The sequence below is a fragment of the Microcoleus sp. PH2017_09_SFU_O_A genome, assembly GCF_020738625.1.
GTDB lineage: Bacteria > Cyanobacteriota > Cyanobacteriia > Cyanobacteriales > Microcoleaceae > Microcoleus.
The window spans coordinates 25232-40103 of record NZ_JAEQCF010000006.1 but is presented as its reverse complement, the minus strand read 5'-3'; the positions used below and the strand labels follow the sequence as shown (position 1 = coordinate 40103).

Here is a 14872-nt window from a genome sequence, read left to right as displayed (position 1 = left end):
CGATTTTAGCTGAAATTGGGTTCAATCTGTGCAAATCAATTTTTCAGCAGCAGACCAGCTTTGATGAATGGGTCAATCTTGCCGTCGAGTACCTCGGCGACGGCTGTTGTTTCGATTCCTGTACGGAAATCCAGAACTTTGTCCTGGTTTGCGCTGTCGCTGGCAAATTGATATTCTCGAATTGGTTGGTTGAGGAATGTTTTTAGCCGATCGCACTGAATGTCTGCAAGCTGCTGAACTCCTTGCCTTTGCATAATAGCAAACAGTTTGCTCTTGAGAACCGCCAAAGCCTTGTCTTTATTTTGCATTTGAGTGCGACATCCGTCACAAATGGCAGAAATACCAGTAGGAATATGCACAATTTTCACCCATGCTTTGGTTCCGTTAGTATTCTGATTGAGATTGGGTAATATGGCTCTTAAATCCTGCTGTGCAATCTCCAATTGCACGTACATTGGCAAAATTTCCACCGTCGCTGTAGAAGAGAGTAGCATTATGGTAATATTAAAAGGCGATTTCCGTTTAAGTCGGTGTATTCCGGTTTCTGACTTGAGATAGCCGCAAGCGTAACGTCCGTCTATTTCCAAGGTTGTAGAAATAATTCCTATTTCAGGCGCTGGGGAAGATTCAACGTCCGCAACTTGGTAGCCTCGGCTTAGTCCCCACATAATATACATTCTGAGCAACATTTCTGCCCAGTATTGAGCATCGATACCGTTTGTTCCGGCCTTAATTATGAGGTAGGCTCCATTTTTGTCGCAAGGCCCGCTCAAGGATTGCTCTATTTCATACTCTTGGAGAGAGTGGTTTAGTTGAGCTAAATTAGTTTGAAGTTCTTGCTCTAGTTCGTCGTCTGCTTGAAATTCGAGTAACTCCAGTGCTGCTGTAGCATCTGCCAAAATTGTTTGGCACTGGTTGAGTTTTGCCTGATAGGATTGGAGTGCGTCTAGTTCTTGGAGTGGTCGTTCAACTGTCTTGATGCTTTTGCCAGATTCCGGCTGTGCTGCTAGCTGTTGTAACTTTTGGCTTTCGGCGGTTAAGGCTGAGTCAAAGACAGTCTTGTAGGTTGGTTAGTCGATCGCACAAAATTTCGATATTGTGTTTGGTCTCTAGAATTTCCACTGTGATTTCTCCAGCGTTGTGGGTGATTATATTAATCTTAGCTTGTGGCTCACTTGTTGTGCCACAAATACTAAAAAATATTTTTTGACCGCGGATGAACGCGGATGAACGCGGATGCAAGCGGGAATTGTCAAGGTAATAAAAAACCGCAGCCGGATGTCGATCGCGCTGCGGTTGTTTTTAAGCTAAACTTTCAATGATTAATCGCGACCGTTGAGAGCAATCATCAGGCGCAGAATGAAGATGAACAAGTTGATGTAAGTCAAGTACATCGACAGGGCGGCGGGCAAATACTGGTCGTCGTGGTAGGTGCGAGGTAAGATGTAAAAATCGACGATCGCAGCACCAGCAAATATAAACACGCCGATGCCAGAAATGCCAATTTCCAACCAAGTTGGGGTGTAAACGCCAAACAGCGACAGCAGAAATTGACCGCCAACGACTACTAACAAAGCAATGACACCTAAACTGATAGTCTTGGTGAGGGCCATGCCGTCTGCTTCCGACAAGTTGGAGCCTATTTGGCGGGCGGCGATGAAAGTAATGCCGCAGCCGAGGGCTGCAAAACCGATGCCGCCGATACCGACGCCTTGGGTTCTGAGGGCTGTAAATACCAATCCGCTGAGGGTGTAGCCGGAAAGCAGGCTGTAGGTAGCCAGCAGGGGCAAGGCGGTGTTTTTGTTGTTTTGTTCGGCGGCGGCGCTGGCGACGAAGAACAGAATTAATTCTAGGACGATCGCAGCAATAAACGTGGGAAAGAAGATACCGGGATAGTTGCGGATGACTCCGAGGCCGCCGTAGGTGCCGACAGCAGTTAAGACAAGTCCGCCGCCCACGAAGGGGAGAGCGTTAGCGATGACGTTGGGGCCAACCAGCGCGTGGTTTTTGGCCTCGCGCACGGCTTCGCGGAAGTTGCTGGTGTTACTCACGAGGATGTTACCTAATTTTGGCTGAGATTTGCTATCTATATTTTGACAGCTTTACAGTTTGTTGACAAAACATGAAGTAGTTTAAAGATTTGATAAAGAACGGGGGTGAGATCACTTCCTACCTGGAAGTGATTGTTTATAATCAACGCCGTACCAGTAAATCTCCACCCTGCGGTCGTTGTCGGGGAACGATGTCTGAGACCGTTGTCAGTCGTCGTAGAGCTATAATTGAGGTTAAAGTACCGGTGCTATTGCCGGCGATGGGCAACCTAAAAGTCGATCGCATTGCAAATATATAGCTGAAGTTAATCAATTTGGAATTTGGGATTTACGATTTGGGATTGAGCAGTTTATGATTGAGTCAGGGACTCCCATTGATTTTAGGTTTTTGATTGGTGACTTAGTTGAAACTACAGCCCGGAAATCTGAATCATCTCAACTATAAAATAAATCTTAAATTTTTAAGCGGTTGGGTGGGTTGCGAAAGTGGTCGAGACAGGGTATGTAAAGCAAATTAATCGTGAAAGTATTTAGTTCGATCGACAAAATGCCAAACAGGTAATATCTAATGCCCACCTTTTTTGCTCGCACATTATTCCCACCTGCCGCCGGAATTCTATTGGCGGCAACTACCCTTATTTCCGGCGGTCAAGCTGCCCTTGCAGCTAATGTCAGTGCCGTTTCTACTGCCACTTCATCGCAGGGTTCAGAACATTTGCTGCTGGCTCTGACTGGTCAATCCGCCCAAGGTACAATTTTACCGAGCCCGAACTCGGGAACGGTAAACCGGGCGGCTGGGCCGGTGAAAATTCCTGAGCCTTCAATGCTGGCGGGGTTGGTTTTAGTCGCCGGTTCGCTGGTGATGACTCGCCGGAGAGGGAGAGTTAAACAGGAGAGTTTTGGCAAAAATCAAAGTTTTTAGATTGTTAAGAGTAGATGCAACACAGGGAAGATGCCTGTGCCACAATTCAGGACACAGGGAAGATGCCTGTGCCACGATCCAGGCTAGTGAATCTCGATGTGAACTACCCGACTCTCACCCTATCGGGTAGAGAGCGGGCTTCCAGCTTCAAGGGGAACCGCGTTCGACAAGACCGAAATCTTGCCACCACGACTTACATTCCCTCCACTGGCAGCAGCACTCGTTCCTAATGCCAAAAACCGCAAGGCTTCATCTCTGATATTTTTTGCCGCATTTACGTCGCGATCGTTTCGAGATTTACATTTAGGACAATCCCAATGACGAACATCCAATGGCATCTCAAATACTTTGTGCAGACAATTATTGCAAGTTTTGGAGCTAGGGAAAAATCGCTCAACCTCAATATAGGTTTTCCCATCTTTCTCAGCTTTGTACTTGAGCATTGTTCCGAACATCCCCCAGCCAGCACCGCTAATTGCTTTGGCTAGACAGTGGTTGCGTACCATGCCTTTGACATTTAGATCTTCTACTGCAATGACTTGGTTTTCGTCTACTATCTTGCGGGACAGTTTGTGCAGAAAATCCTCGCGAACACGTTTGATTTTAGAGTGGACTTTAGCCACTAATCTTCTAGCTTTGTTTCTAGTGCTACTTCCTTTCTGTTTACGACTGAGTTTTTGCTGTTTGCGCTTGAGGTTTTTGCTATGTTTCTTGAGGTGACGAGGGTTTTTATACTTACTGCCATCGCTAGTTACACAGAAGTCAATCAAACCTACATCTAAACCAATTGCCTTGCCTTTCGCAGTAGTTTCTACGCTCTTGATGCCATCATCAACCAAGATAGAAGCAAAATACTTTCCATCTGGGTTTTTAGATACGGTAACAGTCTTAACTGTGCCATCAAAAGTGCGATGAACTTTGCAATTCACTTCACCAATGATAGGTAGCTTGATCGACTTTTCGCCAACCTTGACATTCTGAGGATAGCTGACAGATTGCCGACCGTGCTTTGATTTGAAGCTAGGGAATCCAGCTTTTTTCTCAAAGAAGTTTTGGTAGGCAACAGACAGATTTAGCGCAACAACCTGTAGAGATTGCGAGTAAGCCCCTTTCTTCAGCCAAGGATATTCTATTTTTAGCTGAGGTAATAAACCTTGGATCGCACCTCGACTTAGCCCCTTACCCGTAGCCTTGTATGTTTCCTGACTCATATTTAGGCTGTAATTCCACAACCAACGCGAACAGCCGAAAGCACCAGCAAAATACTGCTGCTGTTCGGCTGTCGGATATAGTCGGAACTTGTAAGCCTGATACATTATCATTAACCAAGGTTGCTGATAATATTATAGCTGATATACAAAGAAAATGCAAGGAGTTTGCTCATCTCGTCGCCGAGGAGCCCATCTCTCTATGGCTTACGCCTAGTAGCTTGTGGGCAAATGGGACTCCTCACCTCGCTCGGCTTTCATCCCGACGCTCACGCCCTGCGTTAGAGCGCGGGACTTCCCGCGTGTCCGTTAAGGATTTTAGCCGATCGCGTCGCGCAGAGCATTTTTAGTCATAGCTGCGATCGACTGTTCCGAAGCTTTCGGCAAATGATAGTATTTCCCGCCAGAAGTCTTGGCCAACTCCTTCGCAAAGCCGGTCGAAATAAACTTGCTCTCGGTATCAATCACCAGCAACTGCATTCCCAAACCGCGAATTTTGGCAGCAATTTCTAGCAACTCCTTCTTAATATCCGGCTTTTCGCCATCTAAAATCGGTTCGCCCAAAGAACGAGCCAAAGGAATATTACCGCGTCCGTCAGTAATAGCAACAATCGCCACTTGACCGATATCTCCAGACTGCCGCGCATTAACTCCCACGCGCACCGCCTGAGTCAAACCGTGGGCCAGGGGGGAACCGCCGCCGCAGGGCAATCGTTCCAAACGCTTGCGGGCCAAGGCTATCGATCGAGTCGGCGGTAACAATACTTCTGCTTGTTCTCCGCGAAAGGGAATCAGCGCAACTTGGTCGCGACTTTGATAAGCTTCGGTGAGTAGCTGCATGACAGCACCTTTGGCCGACTGCATCCGGTTGAGCGCCATGGAACCCGAAGCATCCACGACAAATACGACTAAAGCTCCAGCTTTTCGGGCTAAGCGCTTCGCCCGAATGTCTCCCTGTTCCACAAATACCCGCTTATCTCGATTTGGGCTGGAACTCGCCGCGGGTTCCTGGTCTGAATTCCTTTGGCGGCGGGCTTTTTGGTAAGGTGCGGCGGCCCTAAGAGTCGCGTCAACGGCGATGCGACGGACTGGGCCTTTGGGCAATATTGGCTTGACGTAACGGCCTCTATCTTCGGAGAAAATGGTGGTTCTGCTGCCGGATTTGCCTTGTTTGTTGGCGGATTGTTGGGCGAATAAAAGCACGCTGGGGTCGAGAATTACGCCTTCGGGGTCAAACAGAAATTCTTCGGGAATGGTATCTTGCTCTGGTTCTTCTTGAGGTTCGGGGTTGTCTTCATCCTCTTGATTTTCTTCGTCTTCTTGCTCGTTTTCTGGTTCGTCTTGTTCTTGTTCTGACTGCTTTTGGGGTGGTGGCGGCGGGGGAGGAGGAGAGTTTTCGTCTGGGGGAGATTGGATGACGGTGGCGCGGGGTACGATGACTAATTCTACGGCGCGGCGCAAGTCTTCGGCGTTAACTTCTGTACGTCCTTCGATGGCGGCGCAGGCGCGGGCGACGCGCACTGCGAATATTTCGGCGCGGTGTCCTTGAACTGCGCCGCGGATGGCTTCTTCTACTAAGTAGGCGATTTGTTCGCGTTTAATGGTGACATCTTTGAGCCATTCTCTGGCGAGGATGATTTGGGTTTTGAGGTTGTCGGTGTCTTCGGCGTATTGAGTGAGAAATTGTTGGGGGGAGCTGGAGTAGGATAAAGCTTGTTCTACTGCGTAGACTCTTTCTTGTAGTTCGAGGGCTGCGTCGGCGGAAAGGACGATCGCGATGCGATCGAGCAAATGTTCTCTGAGGGGGCCTTCTTCGGGGTTGTAGGTGGCAATGAACAGAGGTTTGCAGGGATGTTGGAAGCTAATTCCTTCGCGCTCTATTTGGTTGCGGCCTTCGGTTAATACTGTGAGCAATTGGTTGGAAATATTGTCATCGAGGAGGTTAATTTCGTCTACATAAAGTACGCCTCGATTTGCTTGGGCTAAGAGTCCGGGTTGAAATACAGTTTGACCGAATTTTACTGATTGTTCGACATCGACTGAACCTAAGAGTCTGTCTTCGGTGACACCCAAGGGAATTTGAATGAATGGTGTGGGAATTATTTCGGTGGCTGGATTTGTATTTGTGGAACGGGCATCTTGCCCGTTTTCTTCTGACAGGTCAGAGGCATTTTCTGCAATAATTTCATCAGGTTCAGCGTTGCAAAAAGAGTCTTTGACAATTTCAATTGGTGGCAGTAGGGAATGCAAGGCGCGGGCCATTACTGATTTTGCTGTACCGCGGCGTCCGGCGATCGCAACTCCTCCCAATCCGGGATCTACTGCTGCCAACAGCAGGGCTAATTTGATTGCTTCTTGCCCAACTACGGCGGTGAGGGGAAAGGATGCTGTGGAAGGGCTAAGGCTGGCTGCGGGCATAGGATTTTCTGATTTTCGGATCTAAAAATTTGAACTTAATGTTTAGGTTACTGCTTGAAGTATTTTAACTTCTAAGGGGAGAATCACGGTAAAAGTTGAGCCGACTCCGATTTCTGATGCGAGCTCGATTTTGCCTTGCATCAGGGTAACGAGCCGCGATACTATAGCTAATCCCAAACCGGTGCTGTCGGGGGGAAAGTGCTGTTGGCCGGCTTCTGAGGCTTGAAAGAATGGCTCAAAGATGCGGTTGGTATGTGCGGGAGCGATGCCGATGCCGGTATCTGTAATGGCGATCGCCCAATTTGCATTTCCAGCACGGCAGCAACTTAATTCAATGCTACCAGCTTCTGTGTAGCGAATGGCATTGCTCAGCAGGTTAGTGAGAATTTGTTGCAGCCGCTGTGCGTCGGCGATTACTTGTGTGGGGGCGCAGTCGCTGGTAACAGCGAGCTTTAATCCTTTAGCATCAGCTATTGGCTGCATCATTTCTACTACGGTACTAATTATAGATCGTACATTAGTTTGCCGCAGGTTAAGTTTAATTTTGCCTGCATCGGCGCGAGAAAGTTCTAGGGTATCGTTAATCAGGCGCAGCAACTGTCTGCCGTTGCGCAATACTCGCTCGATGTGTTCGATGCCGGGGAGGGTATCTTTGATTTCGGATTGCCATTTTTCTTGACGCAAAAACAGTTCGGAATAACCGATAATTGAGTTGAGGGGAGTTTTGAGTTCGTGAGCTAAATGGTAGAGGTTTTCTTGATTGACGCTGACAAGACGATTCAGTTCTTGATTGTTGAGTTTTAACTGAGTTTGGATTTGTTGAAGTTCCTGGAGCCTCTGAGCGACGTAGCTATCGAAACACTGGGCAATTGCTTCGTCTACTACGGCATCTATGAGCCGAAAAGCTCTGAATACGTCGGCGGTGGTTCCTGCTAGCAATGGTGCTTCTAAGTGGGAGAATATTACTTGACGCAATAAATGGTATTCCCGAGCTACTTCTGCGGCATCGTAGCCTTGTTCTGCTCGCAGAAACCCGTGGTCTAAACTGGCTTCAATTATTGCTTTTATGTCGCTGTTTTGAGATTGTGAAAGCACTGTGACCATCGCCCCCAACAGGTGAGGTATGTGATTTTCGATCGCAGAGTGTGGCAAGGTGTCAGCGCTTTCTATTTTCCGATCCAAGCGTACTGCTTCAATCCAGTTTTTGAGGATGGTATCGGTTTTGTCGGCGAGCAGTTGGCTGTAGTCCATAATGTCTGCGTGGGGGCGAAGTTTGGCAGATATTCCCCATGTTTCATTGTAGTTGAGCGATCGCCCGATCGCCATACCAAACTTCACCCCCACGCGAGCCTGCCAAAAGAAGTAGTTTCGCTCTAATTTTTCCCTGTGCTGCAACTCTCACTATGAATACATTCCAGCTTGGTGCTGCCAAAAGGAGCACTTAAACTTATTGACCTAATAGCCATAAAGTAGTATAATCCCTCAATCCGAGAGGTTTGAATTTTTAATTTTTAATTTTGTCAGGGGACTAAATGGAAAACGTGCAAGCTGCGATCGCTGCGGCCACATTTATCGGTGTAGTTTTCTTAATAATTACAGAATGGATACACCTCACAATTGCGGCATTTCTGGGAGCGCTGATTCTGGTTTTCACCCACGTAATGACGTTAAAGGATGCGATCGAATATATTAGTCGCAGTCACGGAACGCTGGGCTTGTTTTTTGGAGTCATGGTCATGGTGAGAGCCTTTGAGCCTACCAAGATATTCGACTACTTGGCAACTCAAATGGTGCTTTTGGCGAAAGGCAAAGGCAAAAATCTCTTGCTTGGTATTGTCGGAATTACTACCCCAATTTGTGCAGTTTTACCCAACGCCACGACTGTCATGCTGCTAGCACCGTTAATACCGCCAATGGCAGAAGAAGTCGGTGTAGATTTTGTGCCGCTGCTGATTTTAATGGTATTTGTGGCTAACAGTTCGGGACTGCTGACAATCGTGGGAGATCCGGCGACATTCATAGTCGGCGATGCGATTAACATGAGCTTTACAGATTACCTGTTAAAGTTAAGTTTAGGTGGGGCGATCGCCGTAGCAGTCATCTTAGTTATTCTGCCGTGGATGTTCCCCGAAATCTGGCACAAAGAATTGGATGATTTGGAACATTTGCCACACCCAAAAATCAATCATCCGCGAGTGTTAGCGGTGGGCGGTTTAATTATAGCTTTCGTGCTGACATTTTTTGTAGTGGGAGAGTCGCTGCCCGTGCCAATTTCACCAGCAGCCGTGGCTTTGTTGGGGGCGGCTTTGGCAATGCTCTTGGCTCACCATTCCAAAATAGATTCTTTGAACAATATTTTACGGGATTTAGATTGGAGTACGCTGCTATTTTTCATGTCGATATTTGTGCTAATTGGCGGTTTGGAAAAAACCGGAGTCATCGCTGGGATGTCGGGAATTTTAGCAGCTATTTTAGGTAAAAATATTTTTCTTGGTTCTTTAACGCTGTTATTTTTCGTGGGTTTGATGTCGAGCGTGGTGCCAAATATTCCGCTTGTTGTGGCGATGGTGCCACTGTTAAAACAGTATGTTGTGAATGTCGGACTCGCACCGACGGAGGTGCTGGCACCCGATTTTGCAGGGCAGTTTCCACCTGCTGTGCTGCCACTGTTTTATGCGATGATGTACGGGGCAACTTTAGGAGGAAATGGCACTTTGGTAGGAGCTTCTTCTAATATTGTGGCTGCGGGAATTTCTGAGCTGCACGGGCGCCGGATTTCTTTTCAAACTTTTCTGCGTTACGGGCTTCCTGTGATGGCTTTGCAATTGGTGGCTGCGGCTGTTTATGTAACTATCCGGTTTCTGATTTGAAGAAGTCATTAGTCATTAGTCATTGGTCATTAGTCATTGGTCATTGGTCATTAGTCATTAGTCATTGGTCAGCATTTATTATACCCCTTCAAAAAAAGCAACTGTAGGCCAGCGATCCAAACCCTTAAGTCATCAGTCATTGCCTAATCTCAAATCGAAAAATGGAAAATCTCAAATTGTATTAGTTCTGTTTCTCAACTTTTGGGCTTCGCCGATCATCGCCCCTACCTACTCCTAAAGACGTATTGACAGGATGAGAAGGTCGTGCTAGGTTAATTTAAATTGGCTTAAAAGTCAAGCCTAATCCAGCACTGCGCCCTTAAACAAAGCCTGTGGCTGGAGCGGAGGAACCAATTTTCGGGGCGAATCCCTACAGAATTAAAAACCAAAGTTAAAAATTGCCAAATTTGAGTGTAATTTTGAGTTTGAAATCTTTAGAGAAGGGCATCTCTCAGTCCTAGCCCGTCAGCTAACTTCGCAGGCATTGAGAAGAGACTGAAGAGTCAACTTGTCTTCAATAGATAGTTTGGCTTCGTCAGTGTCTCCGGTTGGTATTGTTCAAGATTTCTTGTACCGCCCCTGACTCTGAGGAGATTTAAATGTCAATTCAACTTAATTTATCTGCGATCGCAATTGCCGGACAAGCTGCCTGGAAACGAACAAAACCCGTCATCATCCGAGATAATGTATTGTTGCCGGCGGTTGGTTTTTTGGGAATTCTTGGCCTGTGGTGGATTGTTGCCAGCTTCAAAAGCGATTTAATTCCCACTCCGTATCAAGCGTTAATCGCTAATTTAGATTACATATTGCATCCATTTTACCAGCGCGGGCCGGGAGATTTAGGCATTGGCTGGCTGCTGCTGGCGAGTTTGCGGCGGGTGTTGCTAGGATTTTTGCTGGGTGCCGTTGTGGCGATTCCCGTGGGATTTCTGATCGGGATGTCGAAACCGGCGATGATGGCGCTCAATCCGCTGATTCAAATCTTCAAACCGGTGTCGCCGCTGGCTTGGCTGCCGATCGCTCTATCAATCTTTAATTTAGCAGATCCGTCGGCAATTTTTGTGATATTTATTACGTCTTTGTGGCCGACAATTATCAACACGGCTTTGGGAGTCTCTAGCGTTTCCAAGGATTATCTGGATGTGGCGCGAGTGTTGGAGATGCCGCGCTGGAGGCGGATTACTAAGATAATTTTGCCTGCGAGTTTGCCTTACATTTTTACTGGCTTGCGGATTAGTTTGGGGATTGCTTGGCTGGTGATTGTGGCGGTGGAAATGCTGACTGGTGGTGTAGGAATTGGCTTTTTTGTGTGGGATGAGTGGAGCCGTTTGAATCTAAGTTCGGTATTTTTAGCGGTGTTTGTAATTGGCATAACTGGTTTGCTGCTCGATTGGGCTGTTGGCAAAGTTCAAGAAATGGTAACGCATCGATCGATCGAGAGTCATTAGTTATTAGTCATTAGTCAGTAGTCATTAGTCAGCAGTCATTAGTCATTAGCTAAAAACTCAGGTTTGAGATGGCGGATAGTTAGCGATTAACGATGGAGAATTATATCATAGTGAACTCCAAATAAAATGCAATTGATTTGCTAGAGCCAAACCCTTAACTCATCAGTAATTGCCAATTCTTCAATTCTTCAATTCTTCAATTCTTCAATTCTAAAATCTAAAATCTAAAATCTAAAATGGTATGAGTGATAACTTTTCCAATGAATGGAATCGGCGGGAGTTTTTGCAAGGAATGGGTGCGGCGGCGGGAATGGCTTTATCTGGTTGTGGGATTAACGCCGATCGATCGGCAAAAGGACTCACAGAAGAAGCCGAAGCGGTAAAGCCGATCGTCAATTCCCAAACCTTAGAGAAACCCAATCTAACCATAGGGTACGTACCCGTTAACGATTGTGCACCATTTGCGATCGCCTGGAAGAAAGGATTTTTCCGCAAATACGGCTTAAACGTCAAACTCAACCGCGAAGCAAGCTGGGCAACCTCCCGCGACGGCCTGATTTTCGGGCGCCTCGACGCCTCCCCAGTCGTATCCGGCGCCATCACAAACGCCCGCATTGGTGCCGAAGGAGCGCGTCACGCACCCATGTGCGCGGCAATGACAATTCACCGCCACGGCAACGCGATGACGATGAGCAAAGCAATGTGGGATTTTGGTTTGCGCCCGTGGCACGAATACAACGGCAATTTAGAAGAATTTGGCAAGCAATTTCGAGGTTTTTTTGAGAGTCAACCAGTAGAAAATAAAGTCTGGGCAGTTGTACTAAGTTCTGCTATTTACGAATACTTTGTGCGTTATATATCTGCCGCTGCCGGTATCGATCCGTTCAAAGAATTTAGGATAATTATTGTGCCGCCGCCTCAAATGGTAACGAATATGAGAATCGGGGCGATGCAGGCTTACATGGTGGCAGAACCTTGGAATACGCGGGCAATTAAAGGTAATTTGGGCGTGGGGTTTACCTTCGCGCAAGGTAAGGAAGTTTGGCAGGGACATCCCGATCGCGTTTTGGGAGTAATGCAATCATTCATTGACGAAAACCCGAAGACTTATTACTCGCTGGTGAAGGCAATGGTGGAAGCTTGTCAGTTTTGCAGCAAACCGGAAAATCGCAGTCAAATAGCAGCATTGTTGACCGATCGATCTTTTACGGGGGCTAAACCTAAAAACGGGGCGATCGACAAATTTACGCGACCGGGAATAGTTGGGGAATACAATTATGGTGGGTTTGATGAAAAAGACCGCACTATAATATCTGAAGATACCACAATTTTCTATGACATTCCTAAGAACTTGCCCCAAATACCGGGAAATCATTCAACATTTTTGTGGCAGTCTCACAGTATTTGGTTGATGACTCAAGCGGCCCGCTGGGGACACATTAAGGAGGTGCCGAAAAATGCTGATGAATTAGCTAAACAAGCTTGGAGAACCGACCTTTACCGCAAGATTGTTGCCGAAATGGCGATCGATTGTCCCCAGGAGGATTACAAAGTCGAACCTGCGGAAGTTTTCATTGACAAAAAATCATTTGACCCCAGCGATCCGGTGGGTTATTTGAATAGTTTTGAAATTCGAGCCAATCGCCCTCAATCTTTTTTTCAGTCTTAATATTTGACTGCTTTCGCTGTTCCTATGACATCTTGCACCATTTTCAACAACCTGTATGGGCGGGGAAAGCCAACAGCCTAAAAGGTAGCAGACAGGTTAAATAAACCCGCCCCACCCCACGAAAAAGCCCCAATTGACATTGATGCAAGAGCTCAGTTGAAACCGACTGCTAAATTTGAGGCTTTAGGCAGTGGCAGTTAAATTAAATTACTTTACTACTTGTTAGGAGAATACCGTGACTCAATTTACTTCTACATCTACCCCCACCAACGACAAAGTTAACAGCAAATCTGCTAATTTTCTGGAAATCAACAATTTGTTCAAGTCGTATAAAAATGCTGATGGCAGCGAATTTAGCGTTTTGGAAAATATCAACTTAAGTATTGGATCTGACGAATTTATTTCAGTAATCGGTCACTCGGGTTGTGGCAAATCGACGCTGCTGAAAATAGTAGCAGGTTTGGAACAACAAAGTGGCGGAATCGTGACACTAGAAGGCAAGGAAATTCGCAAACCTGGAGCCGATCGCATGATGGTATTCCAGCACTACGGATTGCTGCCTTGGTTGACGGTGCGGGAAAACATTCGCCTAGCAGTTGATGAAGTTTTGCAAAATCTCAACCGCGCTGAGAAGATTAGCCTTGTCAATGAACACCTAGCAATGGTAAACTTAACAGCAGCAGCAGATAAATATCCCGATCAAATTTCAGGGGGCATGAAGCAACGGGTTGGGATTGCGCGAGCTTTGGCACTTCGGCCGAAGATGTTATTAATGGACGAACCATTTGGAGCGCTGGATGCTCTGACTCGTGGCAAGTTGCAAAAACAGGTGCTCGATATCTGGGAAAATCACAGACAAGCTGCAATGATGATTACCCACGACGTGGACGAGGCTATCTATATGTCCGATCGCATTGTGTTGATGACAAACGGCCCGGCGGCGACAATCGGCGAGATTTTGGCAGTGCCGTTTTCGCATCCGCGCGATCGCCAGGAGTTGCGGGAATCTCAGGAATATTACGAACTGCGAAACTACGCTTTGAATTTTCTCGATCGCTACTTTACTCAAGACGAATAACCCAAGGGCGACTAGAAGAACCGACAAAAAAATTCACTTAAGAGAGGTCTAGCCTGTGAATCTCAAAACAATTTTAGCGCGTTTTGAAAGTGCATTAGGATGCCAAAACTTAGCGGAAGAAATGGTGTTGCTGCCGGAGTCAAAAGTCCCTGTTTCTAAGAAAAAGTCAAAACCGACAAAACCGACAAAATCTATCAATTTTATTGTGGGTTACAACAGTTCTCCTCAAAGTCAAACAGCTCTCGATATTACCCTTTGGATTGCTCATCAAACTCGTTTAGTAACAACTCAAGAAGTCACGGTGCAAGTCGTCTACGTACTCGACGAAACTCCCAACATTTACGATGAAAATACTTGTAGTTTGGGTGTGGAAAATGCCTGGGCTACGAAGCCCCAACTGTCGGATTTAGAGGAAAAATCGGCTCTTTACTGTGCAGCGCCTGCGATCGCATTACCTACAGCCGAAATCCAATCGGTATCCCAGCGAGCGACCTGGATCGATCCGCCTTATTTTCGAGCAATTTTCTGTCAAAATAATGAGTACGAGGTAGCAGATAAGTTGCTGTGGCAAGCCCGCTGTTTGGCTGAGGAATGGCGCGGTTTATTCAAAGCTCATTTACGCATCGGTAAAGTTGCGACAGAATTGAGAAATGTGGTAGAATTAGAATCGGCAAATTTACTATTTTTAGGCTGCAATTCTCGCAACCACCCGCTGGTTAGGCAACTCGGCAAGAATTTTCCCTGCTGCGTGTTGGGGATTCCTGCCGCACTCAGCTATCCGATGGATTTGGGGCCCGAAGAAAGTTTGAGCAACTTGCAGTTGGCTACAGCTATGCCTGCACGTTAAACTTGTGGGAAATGGAAGCCTCTGAGGTGAGATTTTATAGCGCGAGCGAGTTAAGATCCCTGCGCGGTTGGTGCTTCTCTTGCTTCAAAAACGCTAGATTGATGAGTGTTATTAAGGGTTGTTGAATGCTTATCGGATCGCAGAAAGTTCATCAACTAATTTTATCCTGCCCCGGCAGACAGAGCGCAGGAGGCGATCGATAGAGCGTTTGTCATCCTCAGTCAAAGTCTCGTCAAAAATAGCCGCCAGCAAACCGTAGCGATCGGCTATAGTAATGTAGCCTCTATGATTCACTTCGGCAAACAACTCGCCCAAAGCAGATGGAATCAGGTTGACAGGGGTTTGCATAGAGATTGACTCT

General features: G+C 46.8%; 12 protein-coding genes, 1 pseudogene and 1 riboswitch. Of the genes and pseudogenes, 6 read left to right on the top strand and 7 right to left on the bottom strand.

The window, feature by feature from the left end; all coding sequences use genetic code 11:
* Positions 1–35: 35 nt before the first annotated feature.
* From JGK16_RS03720 to JGK16_RS03710, 3 genes and pseudogenes are all read right to left on the bottom strand, one after another.
* Entirely contained in the window at positions 36–455 is a 420-nt protein-coding gene (locus JGK16_RS03720; protein ID WP_293174984.1) for a peptide chain release factor-like protein, read from the bottom strand.
* Positions 456–479: 24 nt separating this feature from the next.
* Positions 480–1025, bottom strand: a pseudogene (locus JGK16_RS03715) (PCRF domain-containing protein); the annotation flags it as partial.
* Between the two features lie 297 nt (positions 1026–1322).
* A complete protein-coding gene (locus tag JGK16_RS03710) occupies positions 1323–2051 on the bottom strand; it encodes a Bax inhibitor-1 family protein (protein WP_293174544.1) in 729 nt (242 codons plus the stop codon).
* Positions 2052–2619: 568 nt separating this feature from the next.
* Between JGK16_RS03710 and JGK16_RS03705 the strand changes: the two genes are divergently transcribed.
* Positions 2620–2973 (top strand): PEP-CTERM sorting domain-containing protein, encoded by a 354-nt coding sequence (locus JGK16_RS03705; protein WP_293189731.1) that lies wholly within the window; start codon positions 2620–2622, stop codon positions 2971–2973.
* 119 nt (positions 2974–3092) lie between these two features.
* On the opposite strand, the gene JGK16_RS03700 is transcribed toward JGK16_RS03705, so the two are convergent.
* The 3 genes from JGK16_RS03700 to JGK16_RS03690 all read right to left on the bottom strand — a co-directional run bounded on the left by JGK16_RS03700 (position 3093) and on the right by JGK16_RS03690 (position 7994).
* On the bottom strand, positions 3093–4289 hold the full coding sequence (locus tag JGK16_RS03700) for an RNA-guided endonuclease TnpB family protein (protein ID WP_293189749.1): 1197 nt from the start codon (positions 4287–4289) through the stop codon (positions 3093–3095).
* A 210-nt stretch (positions 4290–4499) separates the two neighbouring features.
* Positions 4500–6599 (bottom strand): magnesium chelatase ATPase subunit D, encoded by a 2100-nt coding sequence (bchD, locus tag JGK16_RS03695; protein ID WP_293189733.1) that lies wholly within the window; start codon positions 6597–6599, stop codon positions 4500–4502.
* 42 nt (positions 6600–6641) lie between these two features.
* Positions 6642–7994 (bottom strand): HAMP domain-containing sensor histidine kinase, encoded by a 1353-nt coding sequence (locus tag JGK16_RS03690; protein WP_325314869.1) that lies wholly within the window; start codon positions 7992–7994, stop codon positions 6642–6644.
* Positions 7995–8131: 137 nt separating this feature from the next.
* Here JGK16_RS03690 and JGK16_RS03685 point away from each other — a divergent pair, with 137 nt between their 5' ends.
* From JGK16_RS03685 to JGK16_RS03665, 5 genes are all read left to right on the top strand, one after another.
* A complete protein-coding gene (locus JGK16_RS03685; RefSeq protein ID WP_293174531.1) occupies positions 8132–9469 on the top strand; it encodes an SLC13 family permease in 1338 nt (445 codons plus the stop codon).
* Between the two features lie 287 nt (positions 9470–9756).
* A riboswitch (cyclic di-AMP (ydaO/yuaA leader) is annotated at positions 9757–9968 on the top strand.
* Positions 9969–10068: 100 nt separating this feature from the next.
* Complete coding sequence (ntrB, locus tag JGK16_RS03680; RefSeq protein WP_293174528.1) at positions 10069–10917, top strand: nitrate ABC transporter permease; 849 nt, start codon at positions 10069–10071, stop codon at positions 10915–10917.
* Positions 10918–11158: 241 nt separating this feature from the next.
* Entirely contained in the window at positions 11159–12586 is a 1428-nt protein-coding gene (locus JGK16_RS03675; RefSeq protein WP_293174526.1) for an ABC transporter substrate-binding protein, read from the top strand.
* 235 nt (positions 12587–12821) lie between these two features.
* Positions 12822–13664, top strand: a complete 843-nt coding sequence (locus tag JGK16_RS03670; protein ID WP_293189735.1) for a nitrate ABC transporter ATP-binding protein — start codon at positions 12822–12824, stop codon at positions 13662–13664.
* 55 nt (positions 13665–13719) lie between these two features.
* Positions 13720–14511: a universal stress protein gene (locus JGK16_RS03665; RefSeq protein WP_293174520.1), complete on the top strand. Its 792-nt coding sequence runs from the start codon at positions 13720–13722 to the stop codon at positions 14509–14511.
* A 129-nt stretch (positions 14512–14640) separates the two neighbouring features.
* Here JGK16_RS03665 and JGK16_RS03660 read toward each other — a convergent pair whose 3' ends face one another.
* Entirely contained in the window at positions 14641–14859 is a 219-nt protein-coding gene (locus tag JGK16_RS03660; protein ID WP_293174517.1) for a hypothetical protein, read from the bottom strand.
* Positions 14860–14872: the final 13 nt, after the last annotated feature.

Bases quoted from the DNA above. Each gene is read 5' to 3' on its own strand.
- JGK16_RS03720 (WP_293174984.1), bottom strand. From the start codon at position 455: ATGTACGTGCAATTGGAGATTGCACAGCAGGATTTAAGAGCCATATTA.
- JGK16_RS03705 (WP_293189731.1), top strand. From the start codon at position 2,620: ATGCCCACCTTTTTTGCTCGCACATTATTCCCACCTGCCGCCGGAATT.
- JGK16_RS03700 (WP_293189749.1), bottom strand. From the start codon at position 4,289: ATGTATCAGGCTTACAAGTTCCGACTATATCCGACAGCCGAACAGCAG.
- bchD (WP_293189733.1), bottom strand. From the start codon at position 6,599: ATGCCCGCAGCCAGCCTTAGCCCTTCCACAGCATCCTTTCCCCTCACC.
- JGK16_RS03685 (WP_293174531.1), top strand. From the start codon at position 8,132: ATGGAAAACGTGCAAGCTGCGATCGCTGCGGCCACATTTATCGGTGTA.
- ntrB (WP_293174528.1), top strand. From the start codon at position 10,069: ATGTCAATTCAACTTAATTTATCTGCGATCGCAATTGCCGGACAAGCT.
- JGK16_RS03675 (WP_293174526.1), top strand. From the start codon at position 11,159: ATGAGTGATAACTTTTCCAATGAATGGAATCGGCGGGAGTTTTTGCAA.
- JGK16_RS03660 (WP_293174517.1), bottom strand. From the start codon at position 14,859: ATGCAAACCCCTGTCAACCTGATTCCATCTGCTTTGGGCGAGTTGTTT.